The following is a 16,946-nucleotide window of genomic DNA, read 5'->3' as shown; positions in this document are numbered from 1 at the left end:
CCAGCCGTCGCTGATCATTCAGCGATCGGGCTTGGAAACCCGTCGGATCAAAACGCGACAGCCCCTCCTGCCACTATTCCAATTGATTTACGATTGCGAACTCAGTGTTATGGCGGCTGTGTGCGGGACGCCTTTGGGCGTGCCGGTTCTTTGGTCCCCGGTTTCCAACCCACACACGGCCGCCACCCATTCGCTTGGAAACGAATGTGGCGACTCCTTTGACCATGGAGTAAGACAATGACCAAAACAGAATCATTCACGCAGCCAGAACTGAAAACCCCCGGCTTCACTCCTTTCATGTACATCTCGGAACAACCCTTGTTCCACGTCGCCCGCGACGTTCCCATCGTCGACGCCTTGAACCAGGCCTCGAACCTTCTGTTCCTGGCCAAATCCTTCGCCGTGGACGCTGCCTACGCCAAAGGCTGCGACCGTCACGCATGGGCGGCGCATTACCTCGCCGCCATGGGCAAAGCAGTGGTTGATGATGTTGTGAAGGTTTTGGAACGGCACCTCGTTCAGGCCTCGGCGAAAACCAAGGGCTAACGACGGTTCATCCCGCGGTAAAGCGCCCCGAATTTTCGGGGCGCTTTACCGACGTAATTGCCTGCACGCCCGGCAATAGCTCCAGCATCTCCCCCTCCATCACCACCTCATAGGTATCCGCCGGCCTGCCCCACTGTTCCACCAACACCATGCGATCCACCAGCATCGCGCCTGACTCGGTGATGGTTTCGGCGAAGGTTTCGACCATGTCCAGGGTCCGCTGCCACAGTCGATCATTGATCGCCTTCAGCTCGGCTGCGATGCGGTCGGTGGATTCAGGGTCGGTCTCGGGATGGAGCAGGTTGCGCAGCAAGTGTCGCAACTCGCGGATTTTTGCGTCGTCCCGTTCAGCCCCGAACGCGCCATTGAGGATGGCGGTGGCCTTTGATTTGTCGATGCGTTGTTTGGGAGCGCAGCTTGGGGAGAGGCTCTGCGCCATTGCGCCGGCAAGGAGGACCATGATTCGGGCTTCGAGGTAGGCCGTCATGGTTTGCAGCGAGGAGATGGGCTGCACCAGGTTGATGGAGGCGCCGCCTTTGTGGCGCAGGTCGCGGGTGACGGTCAGCGTCACGCCTCCCGTGGCAAAACCCAACGCGCGGGCCACGAGGTAGTGGCCCATTTCGTGACGCGCGATCTGCAATGCGTGATCGCGAACGGCGGGGGGCATTTTGCTCGACATGTCGTTGCCTCGAAGTCTTCGTTCTTGCATTCGACTACGAGGGAACAGGCTACGTCAAAGCCCTGTAGGAGCGAGCATGCTCGCGATGGTCGTCAACGATGACGTTGGCGGCCTGACACCCAGCGGTGTTCTGGCGTTCATCGCGAGCAAGCTCGCTCCTACAGGGGTTGTAGCTTATTCAGGCAAGGCGTAGGCGATCACGTAGTCCCCACGATCCGTCGACTGACGTGCACCGCCTACGGTCAGCAGGATGTACTGCTTGCCGGTTTTCGGCGACACGTAGGTCATCGGGCCGGACTGGCTACCTACTGGCAAACGGGATTTCCAGATCTCGTTGCCGTTGCCGGTATCGAAGGCGCGCAGGTAGAAGTCCTGGGTGCCGGCGAAGAACAGCAGGCCCGACTGGGTGGCCAGGGACGCGCCGAGGGTCGGCATGCCAATGGGGATCGGCAGGTGCATGCGGATGCCCAGCGGACCGGTATCCTGCACGGTGCCGACCGGGACTTGCCACATCAGTTTGTGGGTCTTGAGGTCGATGGCCGACATGGTGCCGAACGGTGGTTTCTGGCACGGAATGCCGACCGCCGAGAGGAAGCGCTCGCGCATGGCGCCGAACGGCGTGCCTTCCTGGGGTACCACGCCCATTTCGATACCACTGGCCCCGGCGCCGATCTTGTTGCGCGGGATCATGTAGTTGGCCAGGCCCAGGCGCATGTCGTTGACGAACATGTAGTTGCTGTTCGGATCAACCGAGACGCTGCCCCAGTTCATGCCGCCCAGAGAGCCCGGGAATTGCAGGGCGCGGTCCATGCCCGGCGGGGTGTAGACGCCTTCGTGGCGCATGCCCTTGAACTGGATGCGGCACATCAGTTGGTCGAACGGCGTGGCGCCCCACATGTCGGACTCGGTCAGGGTCTTGTTGCCAATGGACGGCATGTCCACCGAGAACGGCTGGGTCGGCGAGTAGCGCTCGCCCGGCACGCTGCCTTGTGGAACCGGACGCTCTTCGACGCGGGCGATCGGTACGCCGGTCTCGCGGTTGAGCAGGAAGATCTCGCCCTGTTTGGTCACTTGCGCCAGGGCTGGCTGCATGCCGCCCTTGTCGTCCGGCACGTCGTACAGCAGCGGTTGTGCCGGCAGGTCGAAGTCCCACAGGTCGTGGTGAGTGGTCTGGAAGTGCCAGCGCACCTGACCGGTTTTCACATCGAGAGCGACGATGGACGAGCTCCACTTGTCATCGAACTCGGTGCGCTGACCGCCGAAGAAGTCCGGGGTGGCGTTGCCGGTCGGCAGGTAAACCAGACCGAGCTTGGCGTCGTAGGACATGGCCGACCACACGTTCGGCGTACCGCGGGTATAGGTCTCGCCCGCCGGTGGACGCTTGGTAGTGTTCGGGTTGCCTGAATCCCACGCCCAGACCAGCTCGCCGCTGCGCACATCATAGGCACGCACCACACCCGGCGGCTCACCGGTGGAGTAGTTATCGGCCACGCGGCCGCCAACAATCACTACATCGCCAGCGACCAGTGGCGTCGAGGTTTGCTGGTAGTAACCGGGCTTCACTTCGCCCATGTCGGTGGTCAGATCGACGGTGCCTTTGTTGCCGAATTCTTCGCAAGGCTTGCCGGTTTCGGCGTTGATGGCGATCAGACGCGCATCGCCTGTCGGCAGAAACAGACGTTTCGTACAGGCTGTTGGCTGATTGTCCGAAGCTACCGGCGTTTCGGAGTAACCCAGGCCACGGCAGCGCTGCCAGTTCGGCGCGGTGCCTTGCGGGTCGAACTTCCAGCGCTGGGCACCGGTGTCGGCGTCGAGGGCGAAGACTTTGCCGTAGGCGGTGCAGGTGTAGACCGTGTCGCCGATCTGCAGCGGGGTGTTCTGGTCTTCGGCGCCGGCACCGGTGCTTTGCGGGATGTCACCGGTGCGGAAGGTCCAGGCGACCTGCAATTTATCGATGTTGCCCTTGTTGATCTGATCCAGCGCGGCAAAGCGATTGCCGGCGGTGGTATTGCCCCAGTGGGCCCAGTCCTTCTGCTCGGTACCCGGTGTCACCGGCGTGACCGCAGGCTCAGTGGTGGCCTTGACCACGTGGGTCGGGACGAACATGTAGGCCGTCGTCGCGACGACACCCACGCCCAGAATGCCCGCCAGACCGTAGGCGCCACGACCTGCCGCCGCGCCCGAAGCGCGGACCAGGGTCGGGTAGATCAGGGCGACGACCAAACCGATCACGGCGAAGGTCAGTATCCGCGATACCAGCGGCCAATATTCGAAACCGGCATCCAGCACCGCCCAGATGGCGGTCAGGATCAGCGCCAGGCCATACAGCCAAGCGCCCGCAGGGTTGCGGCGAGCGATCAGCAGCCCGGAAGCGAGCATGGCCAGGCCCATCAACAGGAAATACCAGCTGCCACCCAGGGTGATCAGATAACCACCACCGCCGGCAAGGCCCAGCCCGATCAATGCGATCAGGACACCCAGCCCCGCCAGCAACCATTTGCTACCGGCGGCAGCCCCAGAATTGTTCATGTCGGAATTTATCCCCATTTGTGACAAGCAAGGAATAATGTACTACCTAGTTACTTATGGCAAATTGTCGCAGGTAAAAATGGCATGAACGGTCATGAATTCAGATGAAACATCCACTGCGGGAGATGTGCCTGTAACATGCTCCCCACCTATCTGTGCCGCTGGAGCCGCCCCTTTGCCTGACACTCGCCCACCCGTTCTCGACGAAATCGACCGCCAGCTGATCGCCGCCTTGCAGATCAATGCCCGCGAGAGCGTGGCCATGCTCGCCCGGCAATTGGGCATTGCGCGCACGACCGTGACCTCGCGCCTGGCGCGTCTGGAAAAAGCCAAAGTGATCACCGGCTACGGCGTGCGCCTGGGTCAACGGGTAGTGGATGGCGGGTTGCAGGCGTACGTGGGAATCACCGTGCAGCCGCGCTCGGGCAAGGAAGTGTTGCGACGCCTGAGCGCCATGGCCCAGGTGCAACAGTTGTGTGCGGTGAGTGGCGAATTTGATTATGTGGCGTGGCTGCGCACGGACTCGCCGGAGCAACTGGATCAGTTGCTGGATCAGATTGGCAGTGTGGATGGGGTGGAGAAGACCACGACTTCGATCATCCTCAGTAGCAAGATTGATCGCGGGCAGCCGGTTTAAACACAATCGAATGTGTGCGGGCTTGCTCGCGAATGCAGCGTTTCATTCAGCACAACTGTCGACTGATACATCGCATTCGCGAGCAAGCCCGCTCCCAACTTTGTCGGTATGCACATCGATATCGTCATATTGAACAAACAATCATCAAAACGACGACACTTTGCGTCTTATTAACGTATTCCCCGCTCTCTAGAATGGCTCGCATCTTTTCCTATACTCAGACGCGCCCCCCGCGTCCGGACGCCAGTAAGGTCAGCCATGAACAAGAACAATCGCCACCCTGCAGACGGTAAGAAACCAGTCACCATTTTCGGTCCGGACTTTCCTTTCGCCTTCGACGACTGGATCGAACACCCGGCCGGCTTGGGCAGCATTCCCGAGCACAATCACGGTGCCGAAGTGGCGATTGTCGGCGCCGGTATCGCCGGTCTTGTGGCGGCTTATGAGCTGATGAAGCTCGGCCTCAAGCCCGTCGTTTACGAAGCCTCGAAACTCGGCGGCCGCCTGCGTTCCCAGACGTTCAACGGCACCGATGGCATCGTCGCCGAGCTGGGTGGCATGCGTTTTCCGGTGTCGTCCACCGCGTTCTATCACTACGTCGACAAGCTGGGCCTGGAAACCAAGCCTTTCCCCAACCCGCTGACCCCTGCCTCCGGCAGCACCGTCATCGATCTGGAAGGCAAGACCCATTACGCACAGAAGCTGGCGGATCTTCCTCCATTGTTCCAGGAAGTGGCTGACGCCTGGGCGGATGCGCTGGAAGACGGCTCGCGCTTCGGTGAGATTCAGCAGGCGATTCGCGATCGCGATGTACCGCGCCTGAAAGCGTTGTGGAACACCCTGGTGCCACTGTGGGACGACCGCACCTTCTACGACTTCGTCGCCACCTCCAAAGCCTTCGCCAAACTGTCGTTCCATCACCGCGAAGTGTTCGGTCAGGTCGGCTTCGGCACCGGCGGCTGGGACTCGGACTTCCCCAACTCGATGCTGGAAATCTTCCGCGTGGTGATGACCAACTGCGACGATCACCAGCATCTGGTGGTCGGCGGCGTCGAACAAGTGCCGCAAGGTATCTGGCGCCATGTTCCCGAGCGTTGCGTGCACTGGCCGGAAGGCACCAGCCTCAAGTCGTTGCACCGCGGCGCGCCACGTTCCGGCGTGAAGAAAATCGCCCACGCGCCGGGCGGCCGTTTTGCCGTCACCGACAACAACGGTGACACCCGCGAATACGCCGCCGTGCTGACCACCTGCCAGAGCTGGCTGCTGACCACCCAGATCGAATGCGAAGAAACCCTGTTCTCGCAAAAAATGTGGATGGCCCTGGACCGCACCCGCTACATGCAGTCGTCGAAAACCTTCGTGATGGTCGATCGCCCGTTCTGGAAGGACAAGGATCCGCAGACCGGCCGCGACCTGATGAGCATGACCCTCACCGATCGTCTGACCCGCGGCACATATCTGTTCGACAACGGTGACGACAAGCCGGGCGTGATCTGCCTTTCATACTCGTGGATGAGTGACGCGTTGAAGATGTTGCCGCATCCTGTGGAAAAACGCGTGAAGCTGGCGTTGGACGCGTTGAAAAAGATCTACCCGAAAGTCGACATCGCCTCGCGCATCATCGGCGACCCGATCACTGTTTCGTGGGAAGCCGACCCGCACTTCCTCGGTGCCTTCAAAGGCGCTCTGCCGGGCCATTACCGCTATAACCAACGCATGTACGCCCACTTCATGCAGGACGACATGCCGGCCGAGCAGCGCGGGATCTTCATCGCCGGCGACGACGTGTCCTGGACACCGGCCTGGGTCGAAGGCGCGGTGCAGACGTCGCTCAACGCGGTGTGGGGCATCATGAAACACTTCGGCGGTGCCACACATAAAGAGAACCCGGGCCCGGGTGATGTGTTCAAAGATATCGGCCCTATCGCCCTACCCGAGTAAGAGGAGTTCCCGATGCGCGTAGCCCTTTACCAATGTCCACCGCTGCCGCTGGACGTCGCCGGCAATCTGCAACGTCTGCATCAACTGGCGCTGGAAGCCAAAGGCGCCGATCTGTTGGTGCTGCCGGAGATGTTCCTGACCGGTTACAACATCGGCGCGGATGCCGTCAGCGTGCTGGCGGAGGTTTACAACGGTGAATCGGCGCAGCAGGTCGCGCGCATTGCCCGCGCGGCCGGCATTGCCATTTTGTATGGCTACGCCGAGCGCGCCGAGGACGGGCAGATCTACAACGCCGTGCAGTTGATCGACGCCCGGGGCGAGCGCGTCTGCAACTATCGCAAGACGCACCTGTTCGGCGATCTGGACCGCGCCATGTTCAGCCCCGGCACCAACGAGTTCCCCGTCGTGGAACTCAACGGCTGGAAGCTCGGTTTCCTGATCTGCTACGACCTGGAGTTCCCGGAAAACGCCCGGCGCCTGGCCATCGAAGGCGCCGAGCTGATTCTGGTGCCGACGGCGAACATGCTCCCCTTCGATTTCGTCGCCGACGTCACCGTGCGTTCCCGCGCGTTCGAAAACCAGTGTTACGTGGCCTATGCCAACTACTGCGGGCACGAAGGCGATATCCAGTATTGCGGCCAGAGCAGCATCGCCGCGCCGGATGGCAGCCGCATCGCCCAGGCCGGCCTCGATGAAGCCCTGATTGTCGGTGAACTGGATCGTCAGTTGATGGACAAATCCCGCAGCGCCAATCGCTACCTCGCCGATCGACGCCCCGAGCTTTACGCCGCGCTGAACAAGCGCTAATCCGCTAGCATGGGCACTTCTCTGTTCTGGAAGTGCCCATGCCCGCGCCAAATTCCCCTCGCCCCCACACTGAAATCCTGGCCAACGGTCTGCGGGTGATGCTGCGTCACGCGCCCGATCTGAAGCGTGCCGCGGCGGTATTGCGCGTCGCCGTCGGTAGCCATGATGTGCCGCTGGCGTGGCCGGGCCTGGCGCATTTTCTTGAGCATTTGCTGTTTCTGGGGACCGAGCGTTTTCCTGCAAGCCAGGGGCTGATGGCCTACGTCCAGGGTCATGGCGGCCTGCTGAATGCGCGCACCAGTGAGCGCACCACCGACTATTTTTTCGAATTGCCGACTCAGGCGCTCAACGGCGCTCTGGAGCGTCTGTCAGACATGCTCGCCCATCCCCGTATGAATCCGGACGATCAGTTGCGGGAACGGGAAGTGCTGCACGCGGAGTTTCTTGCCTGGTCGCAGGATGCGGCCGCGCAACAGCAGCAGGCGCTGTTCAATGGCCTTGCGCACGCCCATCCGTTGAGAGGCTTTCATGCTGGAAACCGAGACAGCCTGCTCGTGCAACAGGATGAGTTTCAGCAGGCATTGAAGGGTTTCCATCAGCGGTTTTATCACGCAGGGCAAATGACCCTGAACCTGGTTGGCCCACAGTCGCCGGAAGAATTGAAGGCCCTCGCAATGGCATTCGCCGACGCGCTTCCCACAGGCAATTCCATCGTGCAACAAATGCCTTCCGCGTTGATGGATACCGCACAGAACAGTTATCAACAGCTGAACGAACGCCGCCTGGACCTGCTGTTCGCGCTCGAAGCATTGCCCGAATCAGCCCCTGAAGCACTGGCGTTCCTCTGTCATTGGCTGAACAACACAAAGCCCGGCGGCCTGCTGTCCGATTTACGCAGCAAGGGTCTGGCCGAAAGCTTGAAAGCAGCGGTGTTGCATCAGTTCGGCGGGCAGGCTTTGCTGCACATCGAGCTCAAGCTCAACGCCAACGAGCAACCCGCCTCGATTCGTGAGCAACTTCTGGACTGGCTGAGCTTCTTCGCCCAACAAGACCTGAGCGGATTGCGCGACGAATATGCCGCCCTGTTCCAGCGACAGCAGCAAGTCAGCGGCGCGTTGCAACTCGCACGCCTGGACAGCGAACAACGCGGCACCGGGCTATCGGAACAGGGTGTGACCGCCCTCAAGATCATCCTGCAACAATTGGGCGCTGTGGATAACTTCAGCGGTCAATGGCAGTTGCCGACGCCCAATCCGTTTTTGCGCTGCGAAGCGCCAGCGGCCAACGCCGGTTTGATTCGCGGCCAGACCAGCGCTCACCGTGGCCTGCGTACGTTTGCCCAGGATCGCTCGCGCACCCGTCGCGAACGTTCGCCAATGCAATTCAGCCAGGCCTTGCCGGATAACCGTCCCGAAGGTGCGCTGTATGTGCGCTGGCGTCTGGACTCGACACCTGCGAACAGCCTCCAGTCGCAACTGGAAAACAGCCTGCAGCCTTTGTGTGAAGAAGCCCGGCAGGCGGGAGTGGAAGTGTCGTTCAGTGCATCGGCCAACGAATGGTTGCTGAAGGTGACCGGGCTCCAGGAATCCATGCCCGGTGTGCTGGAACATGCGCTGAAAACCCTGACAAACCCCGAAGCCCAATTCCCACAGGATTCGCTGGCGCTGATACCGATCCGGCAATTGCTCAAGGCGCTGCCGAGCCAGCTTCTGCCATTGACCGTCGAGTCGGACGACCTTGAGCAACTCTGGGCGAACGCGCGCTGGGATGGTCTGGGCATCGGTCTGTCGTCCCAGACTCAGGCAGCACTGGGCCTGGCATTGAGCCGCATCCCCGGCACAGCGGACAGCCAAACGACGCCAGCGCCTTCCATCAAAGGGCAACGGCTCTGGAGCACACTGGAAACCGGCTCCAGCGAACACGCGCTGCTGTTGTTCTGTCCGACAGCCACCAGCGACATTGCCGACGAAGCCGCGTGGCGCTTGCTGGCACACCTGTGTCAGACGCCGTTCTACCAACGCCTACGCGTGGAATTGCAGTTGGGTTATGCCGTATTCAGCAACCTGCGACAGATGCACGGGCAAACCGGGCTACTGTTCGGCGTGCAATCGCCAAACATCACGCCACAGGATCTGCTGCAACACATCGAACAATTTTTGAGCAGCCTCCCAAATCTGGTCGCTGAGATGGATGACACGCAATTCATCGCTCAACGCCAGGCCCTGGCCGATCAAATCGACACCCGCACCCTGCCCTTCTCCCAAGCCGCCGAGCTGCTGTGGCAGGGCAAGCTGGCGGGCCGTTCGTCGGATTATCTGCTGCAACTGCCTCAGGCTTTATCCGCTGTGGATCGCCCAACGCTCATCGCCGCCGCACGACGTCTCGCGCAAGCCAAAGGTGGTTGGCGCTGCCTGTCCAATGGGGCGTGCCCGGATTCATCCTGGCAACTGGCAACCTGAACCGCTCGTTAACCATTTAGAACATTTTCATCCCGCTGCCTGAAATTTTGAGTAACATAGCTGCCTAACTATCTGAACATCTCCTTCCGGAGGTGGACTATATGTATAGGTCTCAACTGTCTCATCACCTCAAGGAGCGCTCCCATGGCCTGGACCAAACCTGCTTACACCGACCTGCGTATCGGCTTTGAAGTCACCATGTACTTCGCCAGCCGCTAATCTCTGCTTTGGCAGACGTGCAGTTCAGCGCCTCGGTAATCCCGAGGCGTTTTGTTTTAAGCATTGAAATGATGGAGCCTCCATGTTCGTCCAGATTCTAGGTTCCGCCGCCGGCGGCGGTTTCCCCCAGTGGAACTGCAACTGCGTGAACTGCGCCGGTTTTCGCAGCGGCAGTCTGAAGGCCAAGGCACGGACCCAGTCGTCCATCGCGATTTCCGATGACGGCGTGAATTGGGTGCTGTGCAACACCTCTCCGGACATCCGCGCGCAATTGCAGAGCTTCGCCCCGATGCAGCCGGGCCGCGCCCTGCGTGATAGCGGGATCGGCGCGATCATTCTGATGGACAGCCAGATCGACCACACCACCGGCCTGCTGATGTTGCGCGAAGGCTGCCCGCATCAGGTCTGGTGCACCGACATGGTCCACGAGGATCTGAGCACGGGTTTTCCGTTGTTCAACATGCTGAATCACTGGAACGGCGGCCTGATCTGGAAGCGCATCGAGCTGGACCAGAGCTTCAGCATTGCCGCCTGCCCCAACCTGCGCTTCACCCCGCTGCCCTTGCGCAGCGCCGCGCCGCCTTACTCGCCGCATCGCTTCGACCCACATCCGGGCGACAACATCGGTTTGATCGTCGAAGACCTCAATACCGGCGGCAAGTTGTTCTACGCGCCGGGGCTGGGCAAGGTCGATGCGCCGTTGCTGGAAATGATGGCCGGCAGCGACTGCCTGCTGGTGGACGGCACCCTGTGGGACGACGATGAAATGCAACGCCGCGGCGTCGGCACCCGCACTGGCCGGGAGATGGGCCACCTGGCCCAGAACGGCCCCGGCGGCATGCTCGAAGTGCTGGAAAAACTGCCGCGCCAGCGCAAGGTGCTTATCCACATCAACAACACCAACCCGATTCTCGATGAGGACTCGCCGCAGCGGGCGGAGCTGGAGCGGCGGCACGTTGAAGTGGCTTATGACGGCATGAGCATCGTGCTGTAGCGGATGGCCTCTTCGCGGGCAAGCCCGCTCCCACAGGAGTTTCGGGTGCCTGCAAATTCCATGTACACCCACGAACCTTGTGGGAGCGGGCTTGCCCGCGATGAGGCCCGAGCAGACACCCAGGAATCCACCGGATGTACCCGGAGAAAAGCAATGACCGACACCCCAATGTCCGCCGCCGAATTCGAAGCCGCCCTGCGCGCCAAGGGCGCCTACTACCACATCCACCACCCCTACCACGTGGCGATGTACGAAGGCCGGGCCACCCGCGAGCAGATCCAGGGCTGGGTCGCCAACCGCTTCTACTATCAGGTGAACATCCCGCTCAAGGACGCCGCAATCCTGGCCAACTGCCCCGACCGCGAAATCCGTCGCGAGTGGATTCAGCGCCTGCTCGATCACGACGGCGCGCCGGGCGAAGACGGCGGCATCGAAGCCTGGCTGCGCCTGGGTCAGGCGGTCGGTCTCGACCCAGATCAACTGCGCTCCCAGGAACTGGTGCTGCCCGGCGTGCGCTTCGCCGTCGACGCCTACGTCAACTTCGCGCGCCGCGCCAGTTGGCAGGAAGCCGCCAGCAGCTCGCTGACCGAACTGTTCGCGCCGCAGATCCACCAGTCGCGCCTGGACAGCTGGCCGCAGCATTACCCGTGGATCGACCCGGCCGGCTACGAGTATTTCCGCACCCGTCTGGGCCAGGCCCGGCGCGATGTCGAGCACGGTCTTTCGATCACCCTTGAACACTACAAGACACGCGAAGGTCAGGAGCGCATGCTGGAGATCCTCCAGTTCAAACTCGACATTCTCTGGAGCATGCTCGACGCCATGAGCATGGCCTACGAACTGAATCGCCCGCCCTATCACAGCGTCACCGGGCAACGGGTCTGGCACAAAGGAATCAGCCTATGAGCTTCGATCGCAGCATGACCCCAAGCTGGCGTCCCGGCTACCGCTTCCAGTACGAACCGGCCCAGAAAGGCCATGTGCTGCTGTACCCGGAAGGCATGATCAAACTCAATGAAAGCGCCGCGCTGATCGGCGGCCTGATCGACGGCGAACGCGATGTCGCCGCGATCATCAAAGCGCTCGACCAACAGTTCCCCGGCGTGCCGGAACTGGGTGACGACATCGAGCAATTCATGGAGGTCGCCCGTGCACAGCACTGGATCGAACTTGCCTGATTGCGTGTCGGACAAGTTACCGCCCAAGCCGGACATTGGCCTGCCGCTGTGGCTGCTCGCCGAGTTGACCTACCGTTGCCCGCTGCAATGCCCGTACTGTTCCAACCCGCTGGATTTCGCCGGGCAAGGCAAGGAGTTGAGCACCGAACAATGGATCAGGGTGTTCCGTGAGGCGCGGGAAATGGGCGCCGCGCAACTGGGATTCTCCGGTGGCGAGCCGCTGGTGCGCCAGGACCTCGCCGAGCTGATTGCCGAGGCGCGCAGGCTGGGCTTCTACACCAACCTGATCACCTCCGGCATTGGCCTGACCGAGCAGAAAATCAGCGATTTCAAGAAGGCAGGTCTGGACCATATCCAGATCAGTTTCCAGGCCAGCGATGAGCAGGTGAACAACCTGCTGGCCGGTTCGAAAAAGGCCTTCGCGCAGAAGCTGGAAATGGCCCGCGCGGTGAAAGCCCACGGCTATCCGATGGTGCTGAACTTCGTCACCCATCGGCACAACATCGACAAAATCGACCGCATCATCGAATTGTGCATCGCCCTCGAAGCGGACTTCGTCGAACTCGCCACCTGCCAGTTCTACGGCTGGGCCCAGCTCAACCGCGTGGGGCTGCTACCGACCCGGGAGCAACTGGTGCGCGCCGAACGCATCACCAACGAATACCGCGCCAAGCTCGAAGCCCAGGGTCATCCGTGCAAACTGATCTTCGTCACGCCGGACTACTATGAAGAACGTCCGAAAGCCTGCATGAACGGCTGGGGCAGTATTTTTCTGACAGTGACACCGGACGGAACCGCACTGCCCTGTCACGGCGCCCGACAGTTGCCGGTGCAGTTTCCCAACGTGCGCGACCACAGCATGCAACACATCTGGTACGACTCGTTCGGCTTCAACCGCTTCCGTGGTTACGACTGGATGCCCGAGCCCTGCCGTTCCTGCGACGAGAAGGAAAAAGACTTCGGTGGCTGTCGCTGCCAGGCCTTCATGCTCACCGGCGATGCCAGCAATGCCGACCCTGTGTGCAGCAAATCGCACCATCACGACGTGATCCTCCAGGCCCGCGAAGAGGCCGAGCACGCCACTCAGTCCATCGAACAACTGGCCTTTCGCAATGAACGAAATTCACGCCTCATCGCCAAAAGCTGAACCCTTGACTGCCGCCAGGGCCGTGGCTGCCGGCATCGATTTCGCCGAGTTGCAGGCAAGTCCCCTGGGCCTGTTCTGGAACGAATACCGACCGGAGGACGCGGCCTGTCGTATCTGGCATTGGCGCGACGGTGTAGCGAAATGTCTGACACCGCTGGGCTTCAGCGTGCGCAGTCGGGTGTACGAATATGGCGGTGGGGCGTTTTGTCTGACGGACGACGGGGTGGTTTTCGTCAACGAGGCCGACCAGCAGCTGTATCGGCAATCGCTGAACGGCGAGACGCCCCAGGTGCTGACCAGCGGCGTGTGTCGCTACGGTGATTTGCAGTTCGCCAATGGTCAGGTGCTGGCGGTTGAGGAAAACCGCGACCGGCATCGCCTGGCGGCGATCGATCTGGCGGACGGCAAGCGTCATCTGCTGGTCGAAGGCGCCGACTTCTACGCCGCGCCGACCCTCAGCCCTGATGCGCGGCGCCTGGCGTGGATCGAGTGGAGTCGCCCGGACCAACCGTGGACCGCGACCCGCCTGATGGTTGCCGAAAGTCTAGATGACGGCGGCTTTGGACCCGCCCGCTGCGTGGCCGGCGATGACGGGCAAGAATCCCTGCAACAGCCTCGGTTTGATGCCAATGGCCGGTTGTTCTGCCTGACTGATCGTGGTGGCTACTGGCAGCCCTGGATGGAATCGGAAAACGGTCTGGTCCCGTTACCCGGCCCGACTGCCGATCATGGCCCCGCGCCCTGGCAACTCGGTGGCTGCACCTGGTTACCGCTGAGTGAAGAGCGCTATTTGGCGAGCTGGACCGAAGGCGGTTTTGGAAGGCTGGGATTGTGTGGCGCCACGCGTGAAGAATTTGCCAGCGACTACAGCCGCTTTCGCAGCCTCGCCCTGGATGAGCATTTCATTTACTGCATTGCCGCATCACCCATCAGCTCTCCCGCGGTGATTGCCATTGATCGCCGGAGCCGGCAGATCAAAGTGCTGGCCGGTGGTATCGCGCCACTGCCCGCCGAACAGATCAGCCGCCCGCAAACCCTGCACTACCCCAGCGGCTCGGGCGAGGCCCACGGTTTCTTCTACCCGGCGATGACCGGCGACGCGAAACCGCCGCTGGTGGTGTTCATCCACGGCGGCCCGACCTCGGCGTGCTATCCGATGTTCGATCCGCGCATCCAGTTCTGGGCGCAGCGGGGATTCTCCGTGGCCGATCTGAACTACCGTGGCAGCAGCGGCTATGGCCGCGACTATCGTCAGGCCTTGCATCTGAGTTGGGGTGAAGTCGATGTCGAAGACGCTTGCGCAGTGGTCCGGCACCTGGCCGAACGGGGCCTGATCGACGGCGACAAGGCCTTCATCCGCGGTGGCAGCGCCGGGGGTTACACCACACTGTGCGCGCTGGCCTTCCACAATGTTTTCCGCGCCGGCGCCAGCCTCTATGGCGTCAGCGACCCTGTGGCGCTGGGTCGGGCCACCCACAAATTCGAGAGCGATTACCTGGACTGGCTGATCGGCGATCCCGTGGAAGACGCAGAGCGCTACGCCGCACGAACACCGCTGCTGCACGCGGGCAATATCCGCGTGCCGATGATTTTCTTTCAAGGAGAACTGGACGCTGTGGTCGTACCGCAGCAAACACGCGACATGGTCGAGGCGCTTCAGAACAACGGGATTCTGGTCGAGGCGCATTACTACGCAGAGGAACGCCATGGCTTGCGCCAGGCCGGCAATCAGGCCCATGCGCTGGAGCAGGAGTGGTTGTTTTATCGGCGGGTGATAGAGCAGGGGGACTGAGTATTGCGCTGAGTGCCAAATGCGTGTCGCCTCATTCGCGAGCAAGCCCGCTCCCACATTTGACCGCGTTCTCATGAAGGTGCGCGGTCAAATGTGTGGGGCTTGCTCACGAATGCAATCTGTCAGGCTCCACCAACCTCAACGCTTGGCGATGATGTAAACCGCATGCACGATCCCCGGAATGTAACCGCACAGCGTCAAAAGAATATTCAGCCAGAACGCCCCGCCAAATCCCACTTGCAGAAACACACCCAGCGGCGGCAACAGAATGGCGATGATGATACGAATGAAATCCATGGGCTCAGCTCCTGATTGAAATCGGCTCGTGCAAGCCATACATGCAATCGACCTGCGCGGTGGGTGAGGGTTCAGCCAAATGAGTCAGGCCAGAATTTCCAGGCCATGTTTCTGAACGATGCTCAACAACTTCAACGCCATGCCGCTGGGGTGTTCATCCCCTGCTTCCCATTGTTTGACGGTGGAGGGGCTGGTGTTCAGGTAGCGGGCGAAGGCCATCTGACTGAGATTGTTTTTTTCAAGCAATGCTTTGATTTGTTTTGGGCAAAACCCGGCCAAAAAAACGCCCCACGCCAAAAGAATCAGGCATGGGGCGTGCGTTATACCGCGAGACGGTTCTGGTGTTGGGGTGGGGTGTCAGCTCAGACAGCAATGCCTTTTCGACATTGCACTTGCGCGGTGCGCATGCGGGAGAAGGCGCGGGCCAGGCGCAGGAACATTTCGTCGATGTTGGCCTTGCTGACGGTCAGTGCCGGGGTGAAGCGCAGGCAGTCGGGTTGCGGGGCGTTGAGCAGCAGGCCTTCGTAGAGTGCGGCCTTGACCACGGCGTCGGCGCAATCGTCGGACAGGGTCAGGCCCCAGAGCAGGCCTTGGCCGCGCAATTCTCCGTGGCCGTAGCGATAGGACAGGCGCTGCAGACCTTCGCGCAGGTGCTGGCCGGTCTCGGCGACATGCTGCACAAACGCCTTGTCCTGCACGCTGTCGAGCACGGCAAGGCCGGCAGCGGTCATCAAGGCGTTGCCATGATGGGTGCCGCTCATTTCACCCAGGTCGAAACAGCAGGCCTCGCCCCGCGCCAGCAATGCCGCCACCGGCACTCCACCACCCAGCCCTTTGCCAAGCACGAGGATATCGGCGCGGATACCGTAGGACTGTTCCGCGAGCAAGGTGCCGCAGCGACCGATGCCGGTTTGCACTTCGTCGAGGATCAGCAGGATGCCCAGTTCGCGGCACAGGCGTTCGACACCCTTGAGGTAGTGCGCCGTGGCCGGGATCACCCCGGCTTCGCTCTGGATCGGCTCGAGCAGGATCGCCACCGTCCGCTCATCCACCGCCGCATGCAGCGCCGGCAGATCGTTGAACGGTACATGGCTGAAACCCGGAAGCTGCGGCTCGAACCGGTTGATCTGCGCCGAACTGTCGGACGCTGAAATCGTCGCGATACTGCGCCCATGACAGGCATTGCTGGCGACGATGATCCGCGATGCGCCACCGCGATGCTGTTGACCCCATTTACGCGCCAGCTTGATCGCCGCCTCGCAGGCCTCGCTGCCGGTGTTGAGCAGATACGCCTGATCACTGCCGGTGCTGCTGCACAGCCGCTCGGCGAGGTTGAGCATGCCGCGGTTATGCAGGCCGAAGCCCGGATTGATCAGCGCCTGGGCCTGCGCGGTGATCGCATCGACCATGGCCTTGGGACTGTGACCGAGGCTGTTGGCCCCGCCACCTTGAGAGAAATCCAGATAAGCGCGGTCTTCGCTGTCCCACAACCATGAACCCTGGCCACGGACAAACACCTGTTGCGGCCGCTCGACACTGGGCATCAGGCATTCGCTGGAAAGGTTGTCGTGCCCGGATGGATAGGAGGTATCCGCCACCAGATCATCCAGACTCGGCGAATAACGACGCAGGCTGAACAGGTTCATTGGCTCAGCCCTCGTTGCCGATTTGTTGTCCTTCCTATGTAAACACCTTCGAAACAAACGGTATTCATCGCGCTC

General features: G+C 61.4%; 15 protein-coding genes and 1 pseudogene. 11 read left to right on the top strand and 5 right to left on the bottom strand.

The features are described 5' to 3' along the window. Positions 1-237 precede the first annotated feature (237 nt). Positions 238-546 carry a DUF3077 domain-containing protein gene (locus tag HNO86_RS19355; RefSeq protein ID WP_175378542.1) on the top strand — a complete coding sequence of 103 codons (309 nt, stop codon included), beginning with the start codon at positions 238-240 and terminating at the stop codon, positions 544-546. Positions 547-553: 7 nt separating this feature from the next. Here HNO86_RS19355 and HNO86_RS19350 read toward each other — a convergent pair whose 3' ends face one another. Beyond that, positions 554-1,225 carry a peptidase M41 gene (locus tag HNO86_RS19350; RefSeq protein WP_175378541.1) on the bottom strand — a complete coding sequence of 224 codons (672 nt, stop codon included), beginning with the start codon at positions 1,223-1,225 and terminating at the stop codon, positions 554-556. A 174-nt stretch (positions 1,226-1,399) separates the two neighbouring features. Beyond that, complete coding sequence (locus tag HNO86_RS19345; protein WP_175378540.1) at positions 1,400-3,754, bottom strand: glucose/quinate/shikimate family membrane-bound PQQ-dependent dehydrogenase; 2,355 nt, start codon at positions 3,752-3,754, stop codon at positions 1,400-1,402. 175 nt (positions 3,755-3,929) lie between these two features. On the opposite strand from HNO86_RS19345, the gene HNO86_RS19340 reads away from it, so the two are divergent. The 10 genes from HNO86_RS19340 (at position 3,930) to HNO86_RS19295 (ending at position 14,928) form a co-directional block, all read left to right on the top strand. After that, positions 3,930-4,391 (top strand): Lrp/AsnC family transcriptional regulator, encoded by a 462-nt coding sequence (locus HNO86_RS19340; RefSeq protein WP_007980298.1) that lies wholly within the window; start codon positions 3,930-3,932, stop codon positions 4,389-4,391. Between the two features lie 258 nt (positions 4,392-4,649). Then, positions 4,650-6,332: an NAD(P)/FAD-dependent oxidoreductase gene (locus HNO86_RS19335; protein WP_175378539.1), complete on the top strand. Its 1,683-nt coding sequence runs from the start codon at positions 4,650-4,652 to the stop codon at positions 6,330-6,332. 12 nt (positions 6,333-6,344) lie between these two features. Beyond that, positions 6,345-7,139, top strand: coding sequence for a carbon-nitrogen hydrolase family protein (locus tag HNO86_RS19330; protein WP_175378538.1), 795 nt, complete (start codon positions 6,345-6,347; stop codon positions 7,137-7,139). Between the two features lie 38 nt (positions 7,140-7,177). Further along, a complete protein-coding gene (gene pqqF, locus HNO86_RS19325; protein ID WP_175378537.1) occupies positions 7,178-9,598 on the top strand; it encodes a pyrroloquinoline quinone biosynthesis protein PqqF in 2,421 nt (806 codons plus the stop codon). Positions 9,599-9,742: 144 nt separating this feature from the next. Continuing rightward, positions 9,743-9,817: a pyrroloquinoline quinone precursor peptide PqqA gene (gene pqqA, locus HNO86_RS19320; protein ID WP_003444522.1), complete on the top strand. Its 75-nt coding sequence runs from the start codon at positions 9,743-9,745 to the stop codon at positions 9,815-9,817. Positions 9,818-9,899: 82 nt separating this feature from the next. Then, positions 9,900-10,811, top strand: a complete 912-nt coding sequence (pqqB, locus tag HNO86_RS19315) for a pyrroloquinoline quinone biosynthesis protein PqqB (protein ID WP_175378536.1) — start codon at positions 9,900-9,902, stop codon at positions 10,809-10,811. A gap of 153 nt (positions 10,812-10,964) precedes the next feature. Then, positions 10,965-11,717 (top strand): pyrroloquinoline-quinone synthase PqqC, encoded by a 753-nt coding sequence (gene pqqC, locus HNO86_RS19310; protein ID WP_175378535.1) that lies wholly within the window; start codon positions 10,965-10,967, stop codon positions 11,715-11,717. Further along, positions 11,714-11,989 carry a pyrroloquinoline quinone biosynthesis peptide chaperone PqqD gene (gene pqqD, locus HNO86_RS19305; RefSeq protein ID WP_175378534.1) on the top strand — a complete coding sequence of 92 codons (276 nt, stop codon included), beginning with the start codon at positions 11,714-11,716 and terminating at the stop codon, positions 11,987-11,989. The genes pqqC and pqqD overlap by 4 nt, the downstream gene beginning before the upstream one ends. A 4-nt stretch (positions 11,990-11,993) precedes the next feature. Continuing rightward, positions 11,994-13,136, top strand: a complete 1,143-nt coding sequence (gene pqqE / locus HNO86_RS19300; RefSeq protein ID WP_175378588.1) for a pyrroloquinoline quinone biosynthesis protein PqqE — start codon at positions 11,994-11,996, stop codon at positions 13,134-13,136. Next, complete coding sequence (locus HNO86_RS19295; protein WP_175378533.1) at positions 13,102-14,928, top strand: S9 family peptidase; 1,827 nt, start codon at positions 13,102-13,104, stop codon at positions 14,926-14,928. The genes pqqE and HNO86_RS19295 overlap by 35 nt, the downstream gene beginning before the upstream one ends. 138 nt (positions 14,929-15,066) lie before the next feature. On the opposite strand, the gene HNO86_RS19290 is transcribed toward HNO86_RS19295, so the two are convergent. From HNO86_RS19290 to HNO86_RS19280, 3 genes and pseudogenes are all read right to left on the bottom strand, one after another. Further along, entirely contained in the window at positions 15,067-15,225 is a 159-nt protein-coding gene (locus tag HNO86_RS19290) for a YqaE/Pmp3 family membrane protein (protein ID WP_003228885.1), read from the bottom strand. An 84-nt stretch (positions 15,226-15,309) separates the two neighbouring features. After that, a pseudogene (locus tag HNO86_RS19285) lies at positions 15,310-15,486 on the bottom strand (helix-turn-helix domain-containing protein); the annotation flags it as partial. Positions 15,487-15,587: 101 nt separating this feature from the next. Then, positions 15,588-16,871, bottom strand: a complete 1,284-nt coding sequence (locus HNO86_RS19280) for an aspartate aminotransferase family protein (protein ID WP_175378532.1) — start codon at positions 16,869-16,871, stop codon at positions 15,588-15,590. Positions 16,872-16,946 lie beyond the last annotated feature (75 nt).

The sequence above is a fragment of the Pseudomonas sp. C1C7 genome, assembly GCF_013359595.1.
Taxonomy (GTDB): domain Bacteria; phylum Pseudomonadota; class Gammaproteobacteria; order Pseudomonadales; family Pseudomonadaceae; genus Aquipseudomonas.
Note: the sequence above shows the minus strand (reverse complement) of the source record. Positions and strands in the feature narration are given on the sequence as shown.

Excerpts from the sequence above, each read along its gene's own strand:
- pqqD (WP_175378534.1), top strand. The coding sequence starts at position 11,714 with ATGAGCTTCGATCGCAGCATGACCCCAAGCTGGCGTCCCGGCTACCGC.
- pqqF (WP_175378537.1), top strand. The coding sequence starts at position 7,178 with ATGCCCGCGCCAAATTCCCCTCGCCCCCACACTGAAATCCTGGCCAAC.
- HNO86_RS19280 (WP_175378532.1), bottom strand. The coding sequence starts at position 16,871 with ATGAACCTGTTCAGCCTGCGTCGTTATTCGCCGAGTCTGGATGATCTG.
- pqqB (WP_175378536.1), top strand. The coding sequence starts at position 9,900 with ATGTTCGTCCAGATTCTAGGTTCCGCCGCCGGCGGCGGTTTCCCCCAG.
- HNO86_RS19335 (WP_175378539.1), top strand. The coding sequence starts at position 4,650 with ATGAACAAGAACAATCGCCACCCTGCAGACGGTAAGAAACCAGTCACC.
- pqqC (WP_175378535.1), top strand. The coding sequence starts at position 10,965 with ATGACCGACACCCCAATGTCCGCCGCCGAATTCGAAGCCGCCCTGCGC.
- HNO86_RS19355 (WP_175378542.1), top strand. The coding sequence starts at position 238 with ATGACCAAAACAGAATCATTCACGCAGCCAGAACTGAAAACCCCCGGC.
- HNO86_RS19345 (WP_175378540.1), bottom strand. The coding sequence starts at position 3,754 with ATGAACAATTCTGGGGCTGCCGCCGGTAGCAAATGGTTGCTGGCGGGG.
- HNO86_RS19290 (WP_003228885.1), bottom strand. The coding sequence starts at position 15,225 with ATGGATTTCATTCGTATCATCATCGCCATTCTGTTGCCGCCGCTGGGT.
- HNO86_RS19295 (WP_175378533.1), top strand. The coding sequence starts at position 13,102 with ATGAACGAAATTCACGCCTCATCGCCAAAAGCTGAACCCTTGACTGCC.
- HNO86_RS19350 (WP_175378541.1), bottom strand. The coding sequence starts at position 1,225 with ATGTCGAGCAAAATGCCCCCCGCCGTTCGCGATCACGCATTGCAGATC.
- HNO86_RS19330 (WP_175378538.1), top strand. The coding sequence starts at position 6,345 with ATGCGCGTAGCCCTTTACCAATGTCCACCGCTGCCGCTGGACGTCGCC.